This is a genomic window from Paenibacillus lutrae (assembly GCF_009757775.1).
Classification (GTDB): Bacteria; Bacillota; Bacilli; order Paenibacillales; family NBRC-103111; genus Paenibacillus_F; species Paenibacillus_F lutrae.
Genome location: NZ_RHLK01000002.1, coordinates 393,755 through 411,408, shown reverse-complemented (window position 1 = coordinate 411,408; position 17,654 = coordinate 393,755). Strand labels below are relative to the sequence as shown.

The following is a 17,654-nucleotide window of genomic DNA, read 5'->3' as shown; positions in this document are numbered from 1 at the left end:
ACCACTATAAAAGGAAGGACGGTGTAAAGCCCTTGCGAAGAAAAAGAGTTCTCCTGCTCTCGGAAGGATTCGGCTCCGGGCACACTCGGGCTGCCTATGCCTTATCGGAGAATTTGCGGCAGCTTCATCCGGGCATCCAGACCCGCGTGATGGAACTTGGGAGTTTCCTTCACCCCACATTAGCCAGGTGGGTATTTTCCGCTTATCGCAAAACCGTAAGTTCACAGCCTAAGTTGTATGGGAAACTGTATCGTTTTCAATACAAAAAACCTCTTAATCCATTAACGCAGCTGGCCCTTCATCGTATTTTCTATGCTCAGACCTCTCAATTGATCAGCAGGCTCCAGCCCGATACTATCGTGTGTACCCATCCATTCCCGAGCATCGTTGTCTCCAGACTTAAGCGTGCAGGCTTGAATGTACCGTTATGCACGGTCATTACGGACTATGATGTGCATGGGACTTGGATCAGTCCCGAAGTGAATAAATATCTCGTCTCCTCGCAGCAAGTCAAAATAAAGCTGATGAAACGAGGCGTTGATCAGCGAAGGATTGATATTACCGGCATCCCCGTGCATCCCAGCTTTCGCCAATCACCGGACAAAGAAGACCTGCGCCTTAGACTTGGTCTAAATCCACTCCCTACTGTTATGGTCATGGGGGGCGGCTGGGGTCTGATCGGCAGTGATACTCTGCTTACAAGCATGACCCAGTGGAAGGAAGAGTTACAATTTATTTTCTGTTTCGGGAATAACGGCAAAGCACTGGAAAGATGCATGCAGGACAGCCGGTTTCAACATCCGAATATTAAACTGATCGGTTATACCAATGAAATCGATAAGCTGATGGAAGTCTCCGACCTGCTGGTCACGAAACCCGGCGGCATGACTTGCTCGGAAGGCCTAGCCAAAGGCATCCCTATGCTGTTCTATGAGCCGATACCGGGGCAGGAAGAGAAGAACATGCAGTTTTTCATTGAAAGCGGGTGCGCAGAATTAATTAAGCGCGAAGAGACGATTCACCGCCGCTTCAAGGAATTAACGGAGTATGGAGCAGAGCTGCAGGAGCAAAGGGAGATGAAAAGGCGGAACGCACAAACCGGATGGGAAAGCGATTATTCCGCTATCATTTGGAGTCTTCTTCAAAAAGAAGAACAGCAATCCGTTTAGGACTGCTGTTCTCCTTGAAGGGAATCCAGATGCTCTGCAAGAGCTTCTTCGCCTATAACAACCTCGCACCGGAAAATATTCATTCCCCTGCCGGCAAATTTCGTTTCGTATTCGGTCATGACGTGATCCGGATTGAATCCTTCTTCAAAACCTCCGTGCAGATCAAGCGAAATGTTTCTCATTCGAAGCCCGAGATCGGAGAACGAATTCAAAGAAAATTCGAAAAGGGAACGGGAATCGGTTTTGAAATGAATCTGGCCTTTGCCGTTCAGCACTTCTTTGTACTTATTCACGAATCCCGCATGAGTCAGACGGCGTCTGGCATGCTTCTTCTTAGGCCAAGGATCGCTAAAGTTCAAATAAATGCGCTGCAGTTCATTAGCGTCAAACACCTCTTCAATCCGTTCAATGTTGAACAGGGCTAGACGTATATTCTCTAAAGAAACATCCGTTTCAGACTCTTCTATCCCGTGAGCGATACGGACCTTTTCACTGGCACGCCGGATAAGTTCATCGTACATATCGACACCAATGAAGTTGATATGCGGATTCAGCTTGCTCATTTCACTAATAAAACGGCCTTTGCCCATACCAAGCTCCACATGAATAGGATTGTCGTTGCCGAAGACTTCGGCCCATTTCCCTTTATATATAGCCGGCTCCAGAACGATCAGATCGCGCTGCCGCTCAATTGCTTCCCGGATTCCTTTTCTTCCTCTTAAACGCATCTTCTTGTGTTACCTCCCCTGATACCTTGTCCGTCCATCATTGAAAAAACGGCAAAAAACCGCATTTCATGTCGGAAACATGCTTCAAATAATAGACGATTCCCTGGGAAAAAGCAAAAGAAAAAACGCAAAGAAAGAGGTTGAATTCCTCTACAATTCAGGATTCTGACGACAATAAATCCGTCTGACGCCACGGGTGCCTGTAGAGATAAGCGCAGAATACTCAGTTGAAAAGAACAGCTTCCAGTTGACGCCGTATTTTCGTTCTTGCTTCCGGTGCCGCTGCGGGATCGAAGGGAAAACGGGCCCCTGATAGAACCATAGCATCTTTTAACGTAAGCTTTATCAGAAATTCGGCTTCCCCACCGGTATTTGCATGGGATTCAAAGTAAGTGGTCACAACTTACGGCCTCCTTTTATGAGGGGAATAATTGAAAAGGTGGAAAGGACATCCCCGAAGAGATGCCCCCATTTCGTTCAAACACATAAATTAGCGGTTATCGATGCCATTCTCTCTCTTGTTGCGTCCGCCCAGACCAGCCAGACCTACAAGACCCAGCAGGCCAAGCCATCCCCAGTCAATATCATTACGGTCGGCGCCGTAAGTACGATAAGTGGATGTGTCATAGGCTCCGCGGTTACCTGTACCTGTGGTGCTCATGCGGTCCATCATACGATTGCCGTTGGTTCCTGTCGTTCCCGTAGTCCCGTAAGTACCTACAGTTCCGCGGTTGTTCGTTCCTGTGACAGCGTTCATTCCTGCTCCAGTTCCAGTTCCAGTTCCAGTTGTGCCTGTTCCTGTTCCTGTTCCTGTTCCTGTTCCTGTTCCTGTTCCGTAAGTTCCGTTCCCGTACGTAGCCGGATTCGTACCGGTCAAGGCATTACGGCCGGTGTTGTACATGCGTTGGATTTGCTCTGCCGCTGTACCGTTAGTATTGGGCCCATTCAGGGTCGTACCTGGAGTCGTTGTGCCTGTAGTTGCGGTGTTCGTCGTCTCCATTGTGGACCCCGTGCCTGTTGTGGCAGCCTGGGTTGTTGATGCAGCCCCGATCGCAAGCATGGACGTCAGAGCAACGGTAAGCGTAGCGTAGCGTAGCTTTTTCATGTACAGTCCCCTTTCAAGCGGTGTGTTAGTGCCCCCTTATAATGTCCGGTACAGCCGCCTTTAAACGGGGGACTTACTGGCAACTGCTTCGTTTACTGGCAACGGGAAAAGGTCGCTTTCGCCCCTAATTTGGGCTACAATAGGAAAGTTAACTTTGAAATAAAGGAGTTTATGTAAACGAATGAATGCATATACAACCGAGCCCCTTCTATGGGGGGATAAACGGTTTCATACATGGAATCACGAAATGAGACACCAGTTCGGGGAGAAGGTTTTTAAAGTCATGCTCGATGCGGGCTTCACCTGCCCCAATAGAGACGGCACCATCGCCATAGGGGGATGTACATTCTGCAGCGCGCGCGGCTCAGGTGACTTCGCCGGAAGACGCCGCGACGACCTGGTTACACAGTTCAATACGATCCGGGACCGTCAGCATCAGAAATGGCCGGAAGCCAAATATATCGGTTATTTTCAAGCTTATACCAATACTTATGCTCCCGTTGAGGAGCTTCGTGAATACTATGAAGTGATTCTGGAGCAGCCGGGTGTCGTCGGGCTATCCATAGCCACACGGCCGGACTGTCTGCCGGATGATGTGATCGAGTACCTGGCAGAGCTTAACGAGCGCACCTATCTGTGGGTTGAAATGGGCCTGCAGACCATCCATGACAGCACATCTACCTTGATTAACCGCGCCCACGATACGGAGTGCTACCTAGAGGCCGTCGAGAAGCTGCGCAAGCACAATATCCGCACATGCGCCCATATCATCTACGGACTTCCGCAGGAGTCTCACGAGATGATGATCGAGACCGGCAAGGCCGTAGCGGCCATGGATGTGCAGGGCATCAAGATTCACCTGCTGCATCTCATGCGCAAGACGCCGATGGTAAAGCAGTACGAAGCCGGTCTGCTGCGTTTCCTGGAGCAGGACGAATATATCAAGCTCATTGTAGACACGCTTGAGCTGCTGCCGCCTGAAATGATCATCCACCGCCTGACCGGGGATGCTCCGCGGGACCTCCTGATCGGGCCGATGTGGAGTTTGAAGAAGTGGGAAGTGCTGAATGCCATCGACGACGAATTAAAACGCAGAGGCACTTGGCAGGGCAAGCTGTGGGCCGGAAATCCCGGCAGGATCCTTACAGCGGGCTCTTAGAGCAGCCGGGTCTCTTCCATGAGGCCGGCGGGTTAGAATCCGGAGGGAGCGCTGCGGCGCTACAGCCGGCTACCCGAACACGTGCCGCTATGAAACATGTTAAACAACGGGTACCATCATCTTGGTTTGTTACGGAGGCATTATGGGATTTCTTTCAATTCTGAGCTGTGCCCACAAATGGGTGGAAGAGCGTGTCCGTCCGGGTGACACGGTCATCGACGCGACTGTCGGCAATGGTGTCGACACTCTGTTCCTTGCCAGGCTGGTCGGCCCAAACGGAACGGTATACGGCTTCGATATCCAGCCCCAGGCCCTGGAAGCGGCGCAGCTGCGGCTGGGGCGTGAGCTGCCTCAATCAGAAGCCGTGAAGCTGCTGCTGCAAAGTCATGCGGGTATGGCTGCAGCGGTCCCGGACTCCTGCCGCGGAAATACGGCGGCTGTCATGTTCAATCTCGGCTACCTGCCAGGGGCCGATCCCAAAGTGATTACGGTACCGGAATCAACTTTACCGGCTCTGGAGGCCGCGCTCCAATTGCTGAGGGACAACGGTATTGTCACCATCGCCCTCTATCCCGGTCATGAAGGGGGGAGTACAGAAGCCTCAGCCGTAGAAGCCTGGGCCGCTTCACTTCCGCAGGAACGATACCGGGTTCTCTCTTATCGCTTTCTAAACCATGCCGCTCATTCGCCTTTTTTACTCGGTATCGAGAAGAAAAAGTCGAGAGGGGTACACCATGAGGCCATATCCTGTTCGCTTTCAACCTCACTTTAAACATCGTGTATGGGGAGGCCGCGCCCTAGAGCAGTACAGATATCAGCTTCCGCACGGCCGCATCGGCGAGGGATGGATGATCGCCGACCACACGAACGGAACATCTACAGCCGCCAACGGTAAACTTAAAGGCCGCGGGCTCGGAGATATACGTGAGAGATTCGGAAAAAAATGGCTGGGTGCCAAAGGAGCTGCATCACCGAACGGAAGGTTTCCTCTGCTCGTCAAGCTTCTAGATTGCAGCGACAATCTATCCGTCCAGGTTCACCCTGGCGACGATTACGAAGGGTTAGCCGAGGGAGAGCTCGGGAAGACGGAAATGTGGTATGTTCTGAGTGCCAAACCCGGTTCCAGAATTATCTACGGACTTCAAGACGGCATCACGCGAGAGTCATTCACCGCCGCTGTGGCGGAAGACCGTATTCTGGGGATCACCAAATCAGTGGATGCCAAAGCCGGCGACAGCTTCTATATTCCGGCAGGTACGGTTCATGCGTTAGGTTCAGGCGTACTTGTACTCGAAATTCAGCAGAATTCGGATACAACGTATCGCCTGTTTGACTACAATCGCCCCGGTCTGGACGGGAATCCCCGTGAGCTGCATCTTGAGGATTCTTTGAAGGTCATCTCTTTCGGGGAATGTGGCGCCGTTTATCTGCCGGCCTCCGAAACCTCACCGAATCAATGGTTCACGCTGGCCTACTCCCCTTATTTCGTAGTCGAAAAGGGGATTTCTTCCGGCGCTTGGGATAATTGCACCAATCCCGACAGCTTTACTATACTCATCGGATGCGAAGGCAGCGGAACGCTGGAGTGGACAGAAGGCACACTCCCCGTGAAGCCTGCGGACTGCTACCTGTTGCCCGCTCCGCTGGGAAACTACTGCCTGCATGGCAGCATGACCTTGCTTCGCGTCTTCCTGCCGTAGCTTGGGTTAACCTGCAAGCACACATGTATTTATGGCGCCTCTTATAGGCAACTGAGGAAAAGAGGAATAACGGCCAGGACCAGCAAATGATGCCTCTTGCTTAGCAGGTTAAAAACCACGCTTCGGCTGGGTTTTCTCGCCTCATACCAAAAAACACCTTTTTCATTTTGCGCCCGTGAACCAGGCGCTTCTGATGGAAAAGGTGTTTTTTATAGGAATCGGCTTTATAGCTGGTATCTACTGCGGTTGCAGACAGATCAGATCCGCCCCTCCCGGGTTATTAGACCAGCGCTTCTTGGGGAAGAAGTCCTACGGCGATAAGACCGCGAAGAATTCCGTCTTCCGAACAAGAAGAGGTGACATAATCTGCAGCCGCCTTCGTTTCAGGTACGGCGTTCCCCATCGCGATACCGGTTCCGACAGAGGCCAGCATCTCGATATCATTGAGACCATCGCCAAAAGCATAGCAATTCTCATTAGGGATGCCGACTGCCTTAAGCATTTCGAGAATGCCGATTGCCTTGGAGCTTCCTTCAGGCAGCACATCCACCGCATGCTCATGCCAGCGGACGAACCGGTAATGCGGGAAGAGCCTGGCATATTCCTTCTCGGATTCGGCATCGCAGAATAAATGTCCCTGAAATACCGGAGAATGTTTATAGAAATCCGGTTCAGCGTCCGGACAAGGAAGTTTAAGCCCTTCGTAGCTCTCCATCACGTGCGGGTTCAAGCTGCTCACCCGGATATCGGGGTGCCCGCAGTAGGCCAGCGAATGCCCCTGCTCGTCAGCCCTCTGGACAAGCGCTGCCAGCTTATCCGTGTCCATGGGGTGCGTGTAAAGTTCACGTCCTTCAAACACGACGTACTGCCCGTTTATGGAGACAAAGGAGTCTATATTGAGTTCTTCAAGGATATTCTCAAACATGACCGGATTGCGGCCTGTAGCAATTGCAGTAAACACGCCTCTTTCCTGCAGCATGCGGACAGCTTTCCTCGTAGAATCGGGGATCTGCTTGTCCTCATCCAGTAAAGTGCCGTCAATATCAAAAAATACAATGCTTCTCTCCATCTCTTCTACCCCTTTCAGGTCCCGTCATTTTCTGTCTGATCTTACAGTGAAGCCCCGCGGCGGCAGCCGTAACGCCCCGCCGGGTTACGCCGGCTGTCCCCTTCGAGGCTTGCGATATAAGCTTAAAGTATGAAATGCTTTTCACGTCAAGCTTTCTCTCGCAAACTTTTTGACGCGGAGTTCCCATTCCCCTTACACTTAAGGCAGAAAGGAGGCCGTCAGCTGTGGCCAACATTAAAGATATCGCCAGAATGGCCGGCGTCTCCGTTGCGACCGTATCCCGTGTATTGAATGAGCACCCCTATGTCAGTGAGGAGAAGCGGGCAGCCGTACTTGAAGTGGTACGAAGCCTCAACTATTCTCCGAATATAAATGCGGTTCACCTCATAAAAGGCAAGACGAACATGATTGGCGTTATTATACCTTACATCAATCTGCCCTATTTTAACAGTATTATGGAAGGAATCGCCGAAGAAGCACTTAAGGCAAATGTACACCTGCTTGTCTCCCAGACAAACTATGCCGTTAATAAAGAGAACGAGCTTCTGAATATGCTGAAAACCAAACAGATCGACGGACTTCTCATCTGTTCCCGTTCCCTGGACTGGAAAAGTATCGAAGCTTATGCGCAGTACGGGCCCATTATTGCCTGTGAAGACGCCAAGAACGATAAAATATCCTCCGTTTACATCGACCATTACGCGGGCTTCCGCCAAGCCATGCAGCTGCTGCTGGACAAAGGCCACCGCAGTATCGGGTATTGCCTCGGCCGGGGGCACAGCTATAACAGCACCAACCGCAGGCGCGCCTATGAGGATGCGCTTGCCTCAATGAATCTGCCCATCCGCGAGGACTGCATGTTCTATCAGTGCTACTCCATCGAAGATGGCGCTGCGGTAGTGCGGCAGCTCATGGATATGCCGCTGCGGCCGACGGCTCTTCTCGTAGCGGGAGATCAGGTCGCAGCGGGACTGATCGGCGAGGCCATTAAGTGCGGCCTCCGGGTGCCGGAAGACCTGGCGGTCATCTCGTTCGACAACCACCCCATCTCACGGCTCTTCGATATCACGACGATTGATAACCGGCTCACCGAGATCGGACGCACCGCCTTCTCTCTGCTGCTTGAACGGCTGCAGAACCAAGAGGAACCCGTCCGTCACATCGAACTGCCGTTCCGCCTGATCGAGCGGGCGACAGTCTGACGCGAGACGCGGCCTAAGAGCTGCTGCGCCGGCCTCTACGAAAGCCAGCGCGGCAGCTGGCAATAGAGACTGTGTGTGTTTTAACTAAGATCATTGTGAGAACATGCGAAGTTAAAACTACAGCAACGCCGGGGCTTGCCGACATGTACCGGTACATGTCGGCAAGACTCCGTACAGAGCGAGTGTAGACATGCGGCGGCTGCCACGAGCAGCCCAGCGCGAGAAGCCCCAGCAAGAGCAAGTGTCCACGGCTGCTGTCTGGGCGAATCGCCCATCCGGCGCGGAGGCTTTGTTACGCTGAGCGTACACAGCCCGCGAAGAAGCCGTGCAGCCGCGGGAACCGTCGCTGCTGCACTCGCGCGCAAGCCCATGGGCGGAAGCAAACGCAGCGTTCCCCGTGAAACAATCAGGCTCCGGCCGCCCTAAACATAAGGGTGCCGGAGCCTCTAGTGATCCGCCTTGTGTGACTCGTCGCCAAGGACTGGCGCTATACAAGGCGGCAGCGGGAGACACTGAATACTCGGTCCCTCGTTGCCGCTCTATGTCTTAGACCCGTCCGCTCATACATGTTAACACGTTAGCGCGACTACGCCTGCGGTGCCGATGCCAGCGGCATCGAGTATACCGATGGGCGTCCGCCCGCTTCGGGCTGGAACACGGCCAGCAGAAGTGATTCTTCCCTCTTGTCGAGGCCCAGGCTGCCGTCCCGGAGATAGGCTTCCAGATCAAATGGCAGCACTTCGACAACCGCATGCTTGTGCAGTTCCTTCTCTCCCATGCCCAGAGCGCGGAAGTTGCCGGAGAACGCTTCCGGATGCTCGGCGGCTCTGCGCATAAATTCTGCCTGTCCGGTTTTATCCAGCTTAAATTCCCACCAGATTTTGCGTGGTTTGTATTTGTGATTAAGGAAATAATCCAGCTTCATCAGCCCCTCGATCACCTCCATATTGGCGGTGGAACGATCGGTGAGGAAAGCATGCAGACGGGTAAATAAATCTTCCAGCTGGTGTCCGATTTTCTGCCAGCCTCTCCCCTCCCAGTAGTCACCGAACTCCTGGAAGAAATCGAAGGCGGATTCGAACTCCTGACCGATCAAATATTTGACGGTATGGTCGCTGCGGTGAGCATTCCAATACTTCTCCAGTACGTCCTCAACACGTTTAATTCTGACCAGATCCGTGAAAGGCAGAATGTCATTGCCGAGAATTTCATAGGGCGCTTGATCCATAAAGACATACCCGTATTTCTCCGCATCCAGGCGAAGCCCTGTACCCCTCAGCATTTTGAGAAAACCGAGCTGAAGCTCTTCGGGTCCGAGCGCAAACACATCGTTGAACGTTTTCCGGAACGAGTTATAATCTTCCTCGGGCAAGCCCGCAATGAGATCGAGATGCTGGTCGATTTTGCCGCTTTCGCGCACTTTGGTCACGGTACGGGTCAGCTTGGCGAAATTCTGCCGGCGTTTGACCAGGTTGTTCGTCTCGTCATTGGTAGACTGTACGCCGATTTCAAAACGGAAGATACCCGGGGGGGCATTCTCCGCCAAGTAGTCCAGTACTTCCGGACGCATAATGTCAGCGGTAATTTCAAACTGGAAGACGCAGCCCTCGTGATTCTCAATGAGGAACTGGAAAATTTCCAGCGCATAATCACGCTTAATGTTAAAAGTCCGGTCTACAAATTTAATCAGCTTGGCTCCGCTTCGTATAAGATGCTGAATGTCCGCTTTGGTTCGTTCCATATCAAAGTACCGGACGCCGACCTCGATCGAAGACAGGCAGAATTGGCAGGAAAAAGGACAGCCGCGGCTTGTCTCAAAATAAACGACCCGGTTCCCCAGGTCTTTCAAATCCTCTTCAAAATAATGAGGAGACGGGATGCTGCTCAGATCCAATTTGGGACGGCCGGGAGTCAGAATGATTTCTTCACCCTTGCGGTAAGCAATGCCGTAGACAAAATGAAACTTCTTCGTTGTAGACAGTTCCTGCAGAAAATGCTTGAATGTCTCCTCGCCTTCGCCCATCACGATAAAATCCACTTCCGGAACGGTTTTCATCCACTCTTCCGTATCGTAGGACACTTCCGGCCCCCCGAGCACGATGGTCAGCTCCGGACGGATCTTCTTGATCATCCGGATTACGCGAAGCGTCTCTTCAATGTTCCAGATGTAGCAGGAGAATCCCAGTACATCGGGATTCCGTCCGTACAGATCCGATACGATATTCATAGCAGGATCTTTAATCGTATATTCCGCTATATCAACCGGGAATTCCGGTTCACTAAAAGCTTTCAAGTACCTCAGCGCAAGCGAGGTGTGAATATATTTGGCGTTCAACGTGGCTAGAACGATGTTCATGTTAGGAATAACCTCTTTTATCAATAAAATCAAGGATCGTTCTTATTCTACACGAACCCTGGAGTCTTGACAAAGGCGCTCCGCTCTATCCGTTACTTCATCGGCTCAAATTCAATATCACTGTCTTACCACCGGGTATTCAGTTCATCCGCCCAAGAAGTATACTGGGAAGCCGCCGGCAATGCCGTAACCTCCGGATACCTGTGTCTCCACCGCGCCGCCTGCTCCATAAGCTGCCTCTCCAGCTGCTTTTTACGAAGAAGCAGTTCATGGGCATCACCGGATCCCTGGAGCAGCGCCTGACGAATATGACTACGCTCCTGCATCCATTGAGTCAATTGATATAAAATCATCGCCCATCCTCCTTAAAAGCGCTCTCATTATTTCCTTATCAGCATTCCCCCTTCCGTGTAACGTATACCTGAAATATCATATCCCACATAGACACAAGAGGATGGCCGGCCGGTTTTGTTCCTTGCAAAAAATTCCCGCGGCGGACATGAACACACCTGCCCGGAAACAGAGCAGGACACGAAAAGAACCCGAAACCGCCACAGCAGTCCGGCTTCGCCGCTGTTGCTGTTCGATTTGCTCTCATAGAGTCTAATGCGGCGAAATGTATATCCCCTTAATAATCACTTACAAAAATAAGTTACCAAAAAAAGCTTACAGAGCCATCCCTTATTAAAGGATGGGTCTGCAAGCTGTATAGTAAAAGCGTCTCTAGCCTCCGGAAGAGCCGTAAGTTACTCCGATTCTTTACCAGAAAATCCGGGCCGGCTCTCTATTCCCATTTGAAAGTGAAGCTCGCGATAGCGAACGCGACAATCATCCAGCCTCCCAGAATAAGAGCCTGCGGCCATAATACGGTTAAATCGGCTCCCACATTCATCACCTGTCTCATGGCCGTCGACAAATGCGTGATGGGGATCGCGTTAACGATCGGCTGCAGGAAAGACGGGATGTTATCGGCAGAGAAGAATACACCGCCGAGGAACAGCATCGGGAATGAAATAAATCCTGCGATAGGTCCGGCGCTCTCCGGTGTCTTGGCTAAAGAAGCGACAATGAACCCGATGGACATAAAAGCAAGTGTGCCCAAGATGACGAATAATAGCAGAAGCAGCCAGGAACCGTTCACATGGGTGCCGAAAATGAGCGAAGCGATCAGCAGGACGATAACCGCCTGCATCCCGTTAAGCAGCAGGCGCGCTGTGATCTGCGACGCAATAAAAGTAGACGAAGTTAACGTCGTACTCTGCATCCGGCGCAGAATCCCTCTCTCCCGCCAGGAAGCGATCTGTCCCGCCACCCCGTTCAGGTTGTTGGACATAATCATCATCGACACGATACCGGGCACCAGGAAATCCATGTAGGAGAGCTTCAGGGCCTGGACGCCCTCCGCTTTGACTGCAATGACCGGCTGATACCCGGTCATCTCTTTGGAGATACCGTCGGCTACCTGTGTAACGACGGTTGTACCCAGTTCAGACGTCATCACATTCGTCTGATCATAGTACACGTTCAGGGCGGCTGCCTCGCCGCCTCGGGCCGCTGCCTGCAGCTTCGTGCCATATCCCGGCGGGATAATCACGACCATCTGCAGGTCGCCTTCTTTGAGCCGCTCCATGCCCGGAGCGGCATGCTCTTCTTGCACCAGCTTCATGGCCGGTGTCTTCATCAGCGCCTGAACGAGCGCGGCCGATTGCCGGGAGCTGTCCTGGTCAATGACCACACCGCTCAGCGAGACGGAACCGCCGCCTCCGAAGAACGTGCCGAACATCACCATGAAGAAAACGGGAAACAGGAACGTCCAGAGCAGCACCTGACGGTTGCGGATAAAAATCCTCAGCTGAGCCAGTGTCAATTGGGTATAGGCTTTCATCCTTCTCTCAGGCTCCTTCCCGTCATGTGAATAAACACATCCTCCAGCGTCGCCGTCCGTGTCAGCAGATCCGACAGCTTCCAGCCGTGCTTCTCCGCTTCACGGATCAAGCCCGTAAGCGACAGCTGGAGATGGTCCGTGTACAGTACCAAGGTATCCCGGGTCAGATCCACCTGCTTGACGCCCTCAAGCTGCCCTAATGTCTGCTTCAGCTGTGCCTTTACTTGCTGAGAAGCGGCTTCGATATGCGGCAACCGGAATTCAATCGCGTTCTCGGACTGCAGACTGCGCACCAGATTCGCCGGGGTGTCGAGCGCCACGACCCGGCCTTTGTCGATCAGACAAATCCGGTCGCACAGGACGTGCGCTTCATCCATGTAATGAGTCGACAGGACAATGGTCTTGCCTCTCTCCTTCAGCCGCAGAATAATGTCCCACAGCGTACGCCGGGCCTGCGGATCCAGACCCGTGGTAGGCTCGTCCAGAAACAGCACCTGCGGATCGTTGACCAGCGCAATGGCTATCGCAAGACGCTGTTTCTGGCCTCCCGACAAGTTCTTCACGCGGTCCCCGGCCTTCTCCTGGAGCGTCATATCCGCCAGCAGCGGATCCACGGGGACTGACTTCGGATAGAAGCTGGCGTACATTTCCACGATCTCCCTAACCTTCAGAAGATCGAACAAAGAAGTCGATTGCAGCTGAACGCCGATCACTTCCTTCACCCGCCGCAGCTCGCGCATCGTATCGTATCCCGCAATCCGCGCCGCTCCTCCGTCGGGCTTTCGAAGCCCTTCCATCATTTCTATCGTCGTCGTTTTACCGGCTCCGTTAGGGCCGAGTAAACCGAACACTTCACCTTTACGGACCTGGAACGATACACCGTTTACCGCTGTAAAGCTGCCGTATTTTTTGATCAAACCGTCTACATCAATTAAAAACTCTTCCGTCTGCGGCATAACTCTCTCCTTCTTTGCTCGGATTTGTTCAACGGTTCTGAGGAAAAGCGATAAAAAAAATTCCGCAGCAAGGTCCGTGTAATCGTCGAAAAGGACAGCAGCTGGAATTGATTTTCATGCACATCTATAACCGGTTACGAATAAAACGACGTCTTCTCATCTGAATCGCGCTTGTTATGTTTCATCGAGTGAAGTATGATTAGCGGATCATTTGGCAGAAAATAGATAAAGGTTTATCTTTTCACCATTATATCACTAGCAGAGGGACGAATCACGAAAGCCGTGAGATGAAATTCCACCGGTTATACGCTATAGTTAGTGGATAGTAGAACCTAAGGAGCGTATTATGCGAAAACAGCGACCCCCTTTTACACCCAAAACAAAAACACCGGCTCCAAAACCGGATAAAGCCACGCGCTATACGATCGAACAGCCGGATGAGCTGATGAAATTCCTGTTGGAGAAGCTGGCTCATAAAGGCAGAAATACGGTTAAAGGAATTCTGTCGAGAGGGCAGGTTTCCGTCAACGGCAAGAAGACGACCCGTCATGACCACGCACTTGCCGCCGGGGATGTTCTGACGATCCAGTGGAACATTACGGCCGAGGAAGATAAACCGCTCGGGCTCCATATTCTGCACGAAGATGAAGATATGATCGTCATCAACAAGGAAGCCGGAATGCTTTCTATTGCCGGAGGCGAAGAAAAAGAGCTGACCGCCTATTGGCAGCTGACCGAACATGTACGCCGGTCCGATCCGAAGAACCGGATTTTCGTCGTTCACCGGCTTGACCGCGACACTTCCGGCGTTATGCTTTTCGCCAAAACAGAGAAGGCCCAGCAGACTCTGCAGAATGCGTGGCAGGAAGCGGTACACGAACGTTCCTATGTCGCTTTAGTCGAAAGAAAAGTGAAGCAGCCGGAAGGCACGATTACCTCCTGGCTCAAAGAAAGCAAGACACTGCTGATGTACTCCAGCCCGGTGAACAACGGAGGACTGAAAGCCGTTACCCACTACAAGGTGCTTCAGAACTCATCCGACTACTCTTTGCTGGAAGTGCAGCTTGAGACCGGACGCAAAAACCAGATTCGGGTGCACATGCAGGATTTGGGGCATCCGGTTGTCGGCGACAAAAAGTACGGCTCCACCCGGAATACAATCGGGCGGCTCGGGCTCCACGCCCGCGTTATTTCATTCGAGCATCCGACCACGGGGAAGCTGATGCGCTTTGAGACGGCCATACCCGGCAAGTTTCTCCGCGTATTCGCTCCCAAGGCTTAAGAGGCGCTCAAGTCTCTGAGTCCATACAGCACGCTGGCACAGATTAGATCAATAAGCAGCTGAGTCCGAGTAATTAACTCTCCATTCACAGCCGCTCAGAATAAGCGGGTCTTGTGCAGAAAGGATATTCATTATGCCCGGTGAACAGCAGTCCGTCATACGCAAACTGCAGATCAAAGATCAAAGCCGGCCCATCCTGATCTTGAATGCCCCTCCGGAATATAAAGAAATCTTATCCGCTTTCGATGCCGAGATTCACACGCAGATTATAAGCGAATCTTATTCATTCGTTCAGGTATTCGGCACAAGCAACGGAGAAATCAGAGAAGGGGCTGTCCGGGGCGCAGCCGCTCTCGACACGGATGGACTGCTGTGGCTGTGTTACCCGAAGAAAACATCCCGAATATATAAAGGCTCCGATTGCAGCCGCGAAAGCGTCGCCGCTCTTCTGGCTGCGGAAGGCTACGAGCCTGTCCGCCAGATCGCTCTGGACGACGATTGGTCCGCGCTGCGGTACAAGCAGGCAGGTTCAATCAAGAAAATGACCCGCAAATCGGCCGTAACCGATCACGGTAAGCAGCGTGTTGAAACCTCGCAAACGGAGAAGGAGGAACATCCATCATGAATGGCCAGACTAGAAAAAACATCCACGCGGGCCTGACGGTTGACATTGTTCTCAAACAGGATCAGCGTACCGGCAAAAGAACAAGGGGCATTGTGAAAGATATTCTAACCAACTCCCCTAATCATCCCCACGGGATTAAAGTAAGACTGACGGACGGACAAGTTGGCAGAGTACAGGAAATTGTCCAAGAGTCGTGATCCCCTATTGTCAAGCACCTGCAAAACCAATAAACTAGAAGCAATGAACCAAATGAGGTGATAAAATGACAGAGAACCAACAAACACCGCAATCTGCTGAAGTAACAGCTGAGGAAACAGAAGCCGCTGAACCACGCAAAGTATCCCTTGCAGAAGCTATGAAGCAGAAAATGGCCCAGAAGAAAGCCGCTCAAGCCCAGGCTAACAGCCAGCAGAAGCACCAGTCTACCGGAACCCAGATGATGAAGAGCCAGCAGACCAAAAAATCAAACAATCAGAGAAGACGCATGGGTGTCTAATCTTACGCTTTTCGATTGTTCATACGTTTCACACGAAAAGACATGAGGTTCCTGCTTCATGTCTTTATTTTATAGAGCCGGTAAAATGTCATTTATACAACAGTTAGTTCTCTAACGGTACGCTTGTTTCTACTTCGCTTTGAACAATTACAACACTCTCCAGGACGTTGGATATTTCTTTATCGAGCCCGATTACAAATGTTCGCGGTGTTGCATCAGAAGTGCAGGTATGATCCGTTCCGGATACGGACACTGTAAAAGGCACTGTAATGGTTTTGTCGTCCGGGCTTCGCTCAATATTTTTTAACGTGTAGGGACAACTTCCAGACTCGTGAAGTCCAATGAACACAACATTTTTCTTGTTCAGGTCTATGTTCGGCAGTTTATTTTTAAATCCATATAAATTCCAGGCTGCTTCTAATTGGGTTTGGTTAACGGCTTTTCTTACTACATACTGAAATAAAGGAGTGGTTGTTCTCTCGAACGCTATTTCATGAAAATTCGCAGGCAAAATCTTGTCACTTGCGATCCTATCGAATTCAATGGGTCTCTTTCCGGGGTCAGTTTGTAATTCTTGTGGGCTTGCTGATGGTTTATTGTCATTTGCCTCCTTATTGCAGCCGGATAATAGTGACATGAATAAAACGAGAGCAAGTAATGGTTTAAAGTTGGTCATTGCAGATTCTCTCCTTTCCTATTTGGATAGATTAGACGAGAATTGTCTGTTAAAGTTTCATCAAAAGGAGCTATGTTATGTCGATACTATTATTCCTGCTGGCCGGACTGGCCGAAATCGGCGGCGGCTATCTCGTCTGGCTCTGGCTTCGTGAAGCGAAGTCCGTCTGGTACGGGGTAATCGGCAGCCTGATTCTCGTCCTATACGGCATCCTTCCCACCCTGCAGTCGTTTCCTTCCTTCGGGCGGGTTTATGCCGCTTACGGCGGAGTTTTTGTCGTACTCGCTGTATTGTGGGGCTGGCTTGTGGATAAAAAAACACCCGACCTCTATGACTGGGTCGGTGCAGCCGTATGTCTCGCCGGGGTATCCATCATTCTATGGGCTCCCCGGCCTTAAACCATTCCAATATTTTACTGACAGGGGAGGATAACGATGGATTTCTTACACGATCTAGTTGAACAGCGCATTCAGGAAGCCATTAAGAATGGAGACTTCGATAACCTGACCGGTAAAGGAAAGCCGCTTGTCCTGGAAGATTGGTCGTCCGTCCCGGAGGATCTGCGCCTTTCCTATAAAATTATGAAAAATTCAGGTTACTTGCCGGAAGAAATGCAGCTGCGCAAAGATATGCTGACGCTCGAAGACCTGATCCGCTGCTGCCAGGATGATACCGAGCGCGGTCAGCTGCGGAGCCGGCTGAATGAAAAAACGCTCCGCTTCAATATGCTGATGGAAGAGCGCAGTATGAACCTCTCGCCTGCACTGGCTCAGTACCGGGATAAGATTCACGACAAATTATTGAATCCCACGGACAAGGAGAAATAGAACAATAGGAAGCATACCAAAGAGTCCTGAAGCTGTTTACAGGACTCTTTGTATGTCTCCCTATTGTATCTTTTCCAAATGAGCTAAACTGCCCGAGTTACTGCTGAATTCCAGGAGCCAAAGCCTCTATAAACTCAATGGCTCCCGGAGAAAGTGAATTTCACTGTATCTGATTTCACAGGAAATTTCCGTTATCTACTTACATAGTCAGCCGTTATACGATATACTGTTACGGTTCCATTCCCCAAACTCAATAGCAATTCCATACGCCCGCGTATGGGAGAGGTTCGCGAACTCCCTCTATAAAAAACTAAGGAAAAACAATATCCCTGGATATTCGGGCAGCGTATCTGCAATCGTTTCTGCCGGCGTGCTTTCTACAAGTATGCGCGGTGACAACGGCTGGATGGATCACGTCT

General features: G+C 51.4%; 20 protein-coding genes and 1 riboswitch. Of the genes, 11 read left to right on the top strand and 9 right to left on the bottom strand.

The annotated features are described in order from the left end of the window. Positions 1-32: 32 nt before the first annotated feature. Positions 33-1,169, top strand: a complete 1,137-nt coding sequence (locus EDM21_RS04250; protein WP_157333203.1) for an MGDG synthase family glycosyltransferase — start codon at positions 33-35, stop codon at positions 1,167-1,169. On the opposite strand, the gene trmB is transcribed toward EDM21_RS04250, so the two are convergent. From trmB to EDM21_RS04235, 3 genes are all read right to left on the bottom strand, one after another. Continuing rightward, positions 1,166-1,897, bottom strand: a complete 732-nt coding sequence (gene trmB, locus EDM21_RS04245; protein ID WP_157333201.1) for a tRNA (guanosine(46)-N7)-methyltransferase TrmB — start codon at positions 1,895-1,897, stop codon at positions 1,166-1,168. The genes EDM21_RS04250 and trmB overlap by 4 nt on opposite strands. 223 nt (positions 1,898-2,120) lie before the next feature. After that, positions 2,121-2,297 carry a hypothetical protein gene (locus EDM21_RS04240; RefSeq protein WP_157333200.1) on the bottom strand — a complete coding sequence of 59 codons (177 nt, stop codon included), beginning with the start codon at positions 2,295-2,297 and terminating at the stop codon, positions 2,121-2,123. Positions 2,298-2,387: 90 nt separating this feature from the next. Next, complete coding sequence (locus EDM21_RS04235; protein WP_157333198.1) at positions 2,388-3,002, bottom strand: WGxxGxxG-CTERM domain-containing protein; 615 nt, start codon at positions 3,000-3,002, stop codon at positions 2,388-2,390. A gap of 181 nt (positions 3,003-3,183) precedes the next feature. On the opposite strand from EDM21_RS04235, the gene mnmL reads away from it, so the two are divergent. From mnmL to EDM21_RS04220, 3 genes are all read left to right on the top strand, one after another. Beyond that, complete coding sequence (mnmL, locus tag EDM21_RS04230) at positions 3,184-4,161, top strand: tRNA modification radical SAM protein MnmL/YtqA (RefSeq protein ID WP_157333196.1); 978 nt, start codon at positions 3,184-3,186, stop codon at positions 4,159-4,161. A gap of 142 nt (positions 4,162-4,303) precedes the next feature. Further along, positions 4,304-4,933, top strand: a complete 630-nt coding sequence (gene mnmM, locus EDM21_RS04225) for a tRNA 5-(aminomethyl)-2-thiouridylate-methyltransferase MnmM (RefSeq protein WP_157333194.1) — start codon at positions 4,304-4,306, stop codon at positions 4,931-4,933. Beyond that, entirely contained in the window at positions 4,896-5,861 is a 966-nt protein-coding gene (locus EDM21_RS04220) for a type I phosphomannose isomerase catalytic subunit (RefSeq protein ID WP_157333192.1), read from the top strand. Before mnmM ends, EDM21_RS04220 begins: the two co-directional genes overlap by 38 nt. Before the next feature lie 280 nt (positions 5,862-6,141). Here EDM21_RS04220 and EDM21_RS04215 read toward each other — a convergent pair whose 3' ends face one another. Further along, on the bottom strand, positions 6,142-6,930 hold the full coding sequence (locus EDM21_RS04215; protein WP_157333190.1) for a Cof-type HAD-IIB family hydrolase: 789 nt from the start codon (positions 6,928-6,930) through the stop codon (positions 6,142-6,144). A gap of 224 nt (positions 6,931-7,154) precedes the next feature. Here EDM21_RS04215 and EDM21_RS04210 point away from each other — a divergent pair, with 224 nt between their 5' ends. Beyond that, positions 7,155-8,132: a substrate-binding domain-containing protein gene (locus EDM21_RS04210; RefSeq protein ID WP_166541817.1), complete on the top strand. Its 978-nt coding sequence runs from the start codon at positions 7,155-7,157 to the stop codon at positions 8,130-8,132. Between the two features lie 586 nt (positions 8,133-8,718). Here EDM21_RS04210 and EDM21_RS04205 read toward each other — a convergent pair. The 4 genes from EDM21_RS04205 to EDM21_RS04190 all read right to left on the bottom strand — a co-directional run bounded on the left by EDM21_RS04205 (position 8,719) and on the right by EDM21_RS04190 (position 13,329). Beyond that, on the bottom strand, positions 8,719-10,488 hold the full coding sequence (locus EDM21_RS04205) for a B12-binding domain-containing radical SAM protein (RefSeq protein WP_157333187.1): 1,770 nt from the start codon (positions 10,486-10,488) through the stop codon (positions 8,719-8,721). A gap of 125 nt (positions 10,489-10,613) precedes the next feature. Next, positions 10,614-10,841: a hypothetical protein gene (locus EDM21_RS04200; RefSeq protein ID WP_157333185.1), complete on the bottom strand. Its 228-nt coding sequence runs from the start codon at positions 10,839-10,841 to the stop codon at positions 10,614-10,616. A 431-nt stretch (positions 10,842-11,272) separates the two neighbouring features. Next, positions 11,273-12,373, bottom strand: coding sequence for an ABC transporter permease (locus EDM21_RS04195; RefSeq protein WP_157333183.1), 1,101 nt, complete (start codon positions 12,371-12,373; stop codon positions 11,273-11,275). Next, positions 12,370-13,329 carry an ABC transporter ATP-binding protein gene (locus tag EDM21_RS04190; RefSeq protein WP_157333181.1) on the bottom strand — a complete coding sequence of 320 codons (960 nt, stop codon included), beginning with the start codon at positions 13,327-13,329 and terminating at the stop codon, positions 12,370-12,372. Before EDM21_RS04190 ends, EDM21_RS04195 begins: the two co-directional genes overlap by 4 nt. Before the next feature lie 346 nt (positions 13,330-13,675). Between EDM21_RS04190 and EDM21_RS04185 the strand changes: the two genes are divergently transcribed. From EDM21_RS04185 to EDM21_RS04170, 4 genes are all read left to right on the top strand, one after another. Continuing rightward, entirely contained in the window at positions 13,676-14,611 is a 936-nt protein-coding gene (locus EDM21_RS04185) for an RluA family pseudouridine synthase (protein ID WP_157333179.1), read from the top strand. Positions 14,612-14,744: 133 nt separating this feature from the next. Further along, positions 14,745-15,236 carry a DUF3052 domain-containing protein gene (locus EDM21_RS04180; RefSeq protein WP_157333177.1) on the top strand — a complete coding sequence of 164 codons (492 nt, stop codon included), beginning with the start codon at positions 14,745-14,747 and terminating at the stop codon, positions 15,234-15,236. After that, a complete protein-coding gene (locus tag EDM21_RS04175; protein ID WP_068776203.1) occupies positions 15,233-15,433 on the top strand; it encodes a YwbE family protein in 201 nt (66 codons plus the stop codon). Before EDM21_RS04180 ends, EDM21_RS04175 begins: the two co-directional genes overlap by 4 nt. Before the next feature lie 65 nt (positions 15,434-15,498). Further along, on the top strand, positions 15,499-15,732 hold the full coding sequence (locus tag EDM21_RS04170; protein WP_157333175.1) for a hypothetical protein: 234 nt from the start codon (positions 15,499-15,501) through the stop codon (positions 15,730-15,732). Between the two features lie 103 nt (positions 15,733-15,835). Here the strand turns inward: EDM21_RS04170 and EDM21_RS04165 are convergent, their stop codons facing one another. After that, positions 15,836-16,408, bottom strand: a complete 573-nt coding sequence (locus EDM21_RS04165) for a hypothetical protein (protein WP_157333173.1) — start codon at positions 16,406-16,408, stop codon at positions 15,836-15,838. Between the two features lie 77 nt (positions 16,409-16,485). Here EDM21_RS04165 and EDM21_RS04160 point away from each other — a divergent pair, with 77 nt between their 5' ends. Together EDM21_RS04160 and EDM21_RS04155 are read left to right on the top strand one after the other, a co-directional pair. Next, positions 16,486-16,806, top strand: coding sequence for a YnfA family protein (locus EDM21_RS04160; RefSeq protein WP_157333171.1), 321 nt, complete (start codon positions 16,486-16,488; stop codon positions 16,804-16,806). 36 nt (positions 16,807-16,842) lie between these two features. After that, positions 16,843-17,235, top strand: a complete 393-nt coding sequence (locus EDM21_RS04155; RefSeq protein ID WP_157333169.1) for a DnaJ family domain-containing protein — start codon at positions 16,843-16,845, stop codon at positions 17,233-17,235. 276 nt (positions 17,236-17,511) lie between these two features. Beyond that, a riboswitch (PreQ1 riboswitch) is annotated at positions 17,512-17,555 on the top strand. Positions 17,556-17,654 lie beyond the last annotated feature (99 nt).

What these genes read in the sequence shown, in the direction of transcription:
- trmB (WP_157333201.1), bottom strand. Translation starts at nt 1,897, where the DNA reads ATGCGTTTAAGAGGAAGAAAAGGAATCCGGGAAGCAATTGAGCGGCAG.
- EDM21_RS04235 (WP_157333198.1), bottom strand. Translation starts at nt 3,002, where the DNA reads ATGAAAAAGCTACGCTACGCTACGCTTACCGTTGCTCTGACGTCCATG.
- mnmL (WP_157333196.1), top strand. Translation starts at nt 3,184, where the DNA reads ATGAATGCATATACAACCGAGCCCCTTCTATGGGGGGATAAACGGTTT.
- mnmM (WP_157333194.1), top strand. Translation starts at nt 4,304, where the DNA reads ATGGGATTTCTTTCAATTCTGAGCTGTGCCCACAAATGGGTGGAAGAG.
- EDM21_RS04220 (WP_157333192.1), top strand. Translation starts at nt 4,896, where the DNA reads ATGAGGCCATATCCTGTTCGCTTTCAACCTCACTTTAAACATCGTGTA.
- EDM21_RS04215 (WP_157333190.1), bottom strand. Translation starts at nt 6,930, where the DNA reads ATGGAGAGAAGCATTGTATTTTTTGATATTGACGGCACTTTACTGGAT.
- EDM21_RS04205 (WP_157333187.1), bottom strand. Translation starts at nt 10,488, where the DNA reads ATGAACATCGTTCTAGCCACGTTGAACGCCAAATATATTCACACCTCG.
- EDM21_RS04200 (WP_157333185.1), bottom strand. Translation starts at nt 10,841, where the DNA reads ATGATTTTATATCAATTGACTCAATGGATGCAGGAGCGTAGTCATATT.
- EDM21_RS04195 (WP_157333183.1), bottom strand. Translation starts at nt 12,373, where the DNA reads ATGAAAGCCTATACCCAATTGACACTGGCTCAGCTGAGGATTTTTATC.
- EDM21_RS04190 (WP_157333181.1), bottom strand. Translation starts at nt 13,329, where the DNA reads ATGCCGCAGACGGAAGAGTTTTTAATTGATGTAGACGGTTTGATCAAA.
- EDM21_RS04185 (WP_157333179.1), top strand. Translation starts at nt 13,676, where the DNA reads ATGCGAAAACAGCGACCCCCTTTTACACCCAAAACAAAAACACCGGCT.
- EDM21_RS04180 (WP_157333177.1), top strand. Translation starts at nt 14,745, where the DNA reads ATGCCCGGTGAACAGCAGTCCGTCATACGCAAACTGCAGATCAAAGAT.
- EDM21_RS04175 (WP_068776203.1), top strand. Translation starts at nt 15,233, where the DNA reads ATGAATGGCCAGACTAGAAAAAACATCCACGCGGGCCTGACGGTTGAC.
- EDM21_RS04170 (WP_157333175.1), top strand. Translation starts at nt 15,499, where the DNA reads ATGACAGAGAACCAACAAACACCGCAATCTGCTGAAGTAACAGCTGAG.
- EDM21_RS04165 (WP_157333173.1), bottom strand. Translation starts at nt 16,408, where the DNA reads ATGACCAACTTTAAACCATTACTTGCTCTCGTTTTATTCATGTCACTA.
- EDM21_RS04160 (WP_157333171.1), top strand. Translation starts at nt 16,486, where the DNA reads ATGTCGATACTATTATTCCTGCTGGCCGGACTGGCCGAAATCGGCGGC.
- EDM21_RS04155 (WP_157333169.1), top strand. Translation starts at nt 16,843, where the DNA reads ATGGATTTCTTACACGATCTAGTTGAACAGCGCATTCAGGAAGCCATT.